Origin of the sequence: Isoptericola sp. NPDC057191, from assembly GCF_042670225.1 — a bacterium.
GTDB lineage: Bacteria > Actinomycetota > Actinomycetes > Actinomycetales > Cellulomonadaceae > Isoptericola.
On the sequence record NZ_JBHUWC010000267.1, the window covers coordinates 1 to 3858 of the forward strand.

At 70.3% G+C, this 3858-nt stretch carries 2 protein-coding genes; one reads left to right on the forward strand and one right to left on the reverse strand.

Annotation, left to right across the window (positions count from 1 at the left end):
- Window positions 1-35: 35 nt before the first annotated feature.
- A complete protein-coding gene (locus ACFT55_RS19550; protein WP_380245515.1) occupies window positions 36-818 on the reverse strand; it encodes a DUF5701 family protein in 783 nt (260 codons plus the stop codon).
- Between the two features lie 252 nt (window positions 819-1070).
- On the opposite strand from ACFT55_RS19550, the gene acnA reads away from it, so the two are divergent.
- Window positions 1071-3824, forward strand: coding sequence for an aconitate hydratase AcnA (acnA, locus tag ACFT55_RS19555; RefSeq protein ID WP_380245516.1), 2754 nt, complete (start codon window positions 1071-1073; stop codon window positions 3822-3824).
- Window positions 3825-3858: the final 34 nt, after the last annotated feature.

Here is a 3858-nt window from a genome sequence, read left to right on the forward strand (position 1 = left end):
GTGCTGACCTGATCCTCAAACCCGCTGAATGAGGATCAGGTCAGCACGCTCGATGCTTCTCGGTGGGCCGCCGACGCGAACCCCAGCCAGGTGTGCCGGTTGCGCCACCAGCACCAGCCGACCTTGGGGGCACCGCGGCGGGCGCTGCCGTCGCGCCCGGTGCCGTTCGAGATCCACACGGCAGGCGTGCGGGCGTCGTAGGTGCCGTCCGGTCGTCGTAACCGAGACCCGATGGTCATGAAGCACTGGTTGCGGGCGAGGGCGCCGGGGGACTGGAGCACCCAGTGCATGCCCTCCGCCAGCGTGAGCGGGGTGCGACCGCGCGACGCGATCACCGGCTCGGCCTCTTCCGGCGACCAGTTCGCCAGCTCGTCGCCACGGTCCAGGCCGACGACGGCGTAGACGTCGGCGTCCGGCAGGTCCACCGCGGGCACGGGCCCGAAGTCGTCGACGTCGGCCATGTCCACCACGACGAAGCCCTCCCGCTCGGTCGGGCGTCCGCGGACGGTGGTCGGCAGGCGCAGGTGCGCGGCGAGCATCGACGGCGGCAGCACCCGCGGGTGCACGACGAGCAGCGACCCGGCCGGCGCCGACCGGCTCAGCGCAGCGGCCGCGTCCCGGAGCGCCGCCGGGGAGAGGGCCTCGGCCGGCACGACGCCGCGTGCCAGGAGGAGCTCGGCCTGCGCGTCTAGCGACGGGAGCGGCGGCGGCGTGGTGTCGGACGAAGGAGTGCCGGACAAGGTGGTGTCGGACGGGGCGACGGCACATCCGGGGTCGGAGGAGCGCTCGGAGGAGGGCGTGGTGGTGCGCGACGGCATGGGTGTCCTTCCTGTCGGGGCAGGGGGACAACGCGCCGGCCACGGGACTTGTTCCCGTGCGGTGTACGGAATCTGCCTGGCTGACGACCGCCGGGACCTGACACCGAGATATCTTGACGTCAAGATATATGGGCTATGCTGACCAGGTGCCCGGCGTACGCTGGGCGGAGCCCCCCAGAACCACGGCGTCGGAACCGTCGCGCCGCAGCGCGCACGGTGCCGTCGTCGGCCAGCCCCGCAGAAGGAGCCGCAGTGAGCAGCGTGGACACGTTCGGATCGAAGGGAACGCTGGAGGTCGGCGGGAAGGCCTACGAGATCTTCCGCCTCTCCGCCGTCGAGGGCGCCGAGCGCCTCCCGTACTCCCTGAAGATCCTCGCCGAGAACCTCCTGCGCACCGAGGACGGTGCCAACATCACCGCCGACCACGTGCGCGCCCTCGCGTCCTGGGACCCGGACGCCCAGCCGGACACGGAGATCCAGTTCACGCCTGCCCGCGTGATCATGCAGGACTTCACCGGCGTGCCCTGCGTCGTGGACCTCGCCACCATGCGCGAGGCCGTGGCGGAGCTCGGCGGCGACCCGAAGCGGATCAACCCGCTCGCCCCGGCCGAGATGGTCATCGACCACTCGGTGCAGATCGACGTGGCCGGGCGCGCGGACGCGTTCGCCCGCAACGTCGAGTTCGAGTACGAGCGCAACCACGAGCGCTACCAGTTCCTGCGCTGGGGCCAGACGGCGTTCGACGACTTCAAGGTCGTCCCCCCGGGCACCGGCATCGTGCACCAGGTCAACATCGAGTACCTGGCCCGCACGGTCATGACCCGTGAGGTGGACGGCGTGCTGCGCGCCTACCCGGACACCTGCGTCGGCACCGACTCGCACACCACGATGGTCAACGGCCTCGGCGTCCTGGGCTGGGGCGTCGGCGGCATCGAGGCCGAGGCGGCCATGCTGGGCCAGCCGGTGTCGATGCTCATCCCGCGCGTCGTCGGCTTCAAGCTGTCGGGCTCGATCCCGGCCGGCGTGACCGCGACCGACGTCGTGCTCACCATCACCCAGATGCTGCGCCAGCACGGCGTCGTCGGGAAGTTCGTCGAGTTCTACGGCGCGGGCGTCGCCCAGGTGCCGCTGGCCAACCGCGCCACCATCGGCAACATGAGCCCCGAGTTCGGCTCGACCGCCGCGATCTTCCCGATCGACGACGTCACCCTCGACTACCTGCGCCTCACCGGCCGCAGCGACGAGCAGCTCGCGCTCGTCGAGGCGTACGCCAAGGAGCAGGGCCTCTGGCTGGACCCGAGCTCCGAGTCCTACGTGGAGCCGAAGTTCTCCGAGTACCTCGAGCTGGACCTCGGCACCGTCGTGCCGTCGATCGCCGGCCCGAAGCGCCCGCAGGACCGCATCGAGCTCTCGCACGCCAAGTCGGCCTTCGCCCGTGACCTGCCGGCCTACGCCTCCGAGGTCATCGACTCGGTGGACGAGGCCGAGAAGGAGTCCTTCCCGGCCTCCGACTCGCCGTCCACGCACGCCCAGGTGCGCCGCACCGTGCCGGTGACGGACAGCGAGGGCAAGGAGTTCGACCTGTTCCACGGTGCCGTCGCGATCGCGTCGATCACCTCGTGCACCAACACGTCCAACCCGTCCGTGATGCTCGCGGCGGCGCTCCTGGCCAAGAAGGCCGTGGAGAAGGGCCTCGCGTCCAAGCCGTGGGTCAAGACGTCGATGGCGCCCGGTTCCCAGGTCGTGACGAACTACTACGAGAAGTCCGGCCTCTGGCCCTACCTCGAGAAGCTCGGCTTCCACCTCGTGGGCTACGGCTGCGCCACCTGCATCGGCAACTCCGGCCCGCTGGACGAGAAGATCTCGGAGGCCGTCAACGAGCACGACCTCTCCGTCGTCTCGGTGCTGTCCGGCAACCGGAACTTCGAGGGTCGCATCAACCCCGACGTGAAGATGAACTACCTGGCGTCCCCGCCGCTGGTCATCGCCTACGCGCTCGCCGGCACGATGGAGTTCGACTTCGAGTCCGACCCGCTGGGCCGCGACGAGGCCGGCGACCCCGTGTTCCTGCGGGACATCTGGCCCACGCCGGAAGAGGTCCAGGCCACGATCGACGCGTCGATCGACCGTGACATGTTCACCAAGGACTACGCGGACGTCTTCACCGGCGACGACCGGTGGCGCGCGCTGGAGACCCCGGAGGGCGACACGTTCGCCTGGGACGGCGAGTCGACCTACGTGCGCAAGCCCCCGTACTTCGAGGGCATGGGTGCCGAGCCGACGCCGGTCACCGACATCTCCGGGGCCCGGGTGCTCGCCAAGCTGGGTGACTCGGTCACGACCGACCACATCTCGCCCGCCGGCTCCATCAAGGCGGACAGCCCGGCCGGGGTGTACCTGGCCGAGCACGGCGTGGGTCGCCGCGACTTCAACAGCTACGGCTCGCGCCGCGGCAACCACGAGGTCATGATCCGCGGCACGTTCGCGAACATCCGCCTCAAGAACCAGCTCCTCGACGGTGTCGAGGGCGGCTACACGTTCAACTTCGTGAAGAACGCCCAGGACACCATCTACGACGCGGCGCAGGACTACGCGGCGCAGGGCACCCCGCTGGTCGTGCTCGGTGGCAAGGAGTACGGCTCCGGCTCGTCGCGCGACTGGGCGGCCAAGGGCACCGCGCTCCTGGGCGTCAAGGCCGTCATCACCGAGTCGTTCGAGCGGATCCACCGCTCCAACCTCATCGGCATGGGCGTGCTGCCGCTGCAGTTCCCGGCCGGTGAGAACGCCGGGTCCCTCGGCCTCGACGGCACGGAGACGTTCGACATCGCGGGCATCACCGCGCTGAACGACGGCTCGACCCCGGAGACGGTCAAGGTGACGGCCACCAAGGCGGACGGCTCCGTCGTCGAGTTCGACGCCGTGGTGCGCATCGACACGCCCGGCGAGGCGGACTACTACCGCAACGGCGGCATCCTGCAGTACGTGCTGCGCTCGCTCGTCGCCTGACGACGCGCCGCACCACCCGACGGCGCCCCGTCCC

Coding starts and splice junctions, on each gene's coding strand:
- ACFT55_RS19550 (WP_380245515.1), bottom strand. CDS start 818: ATGCCGTCGCGCACCACCACGCCCTCCTCCGAGCGCTCCTCCGACCCC.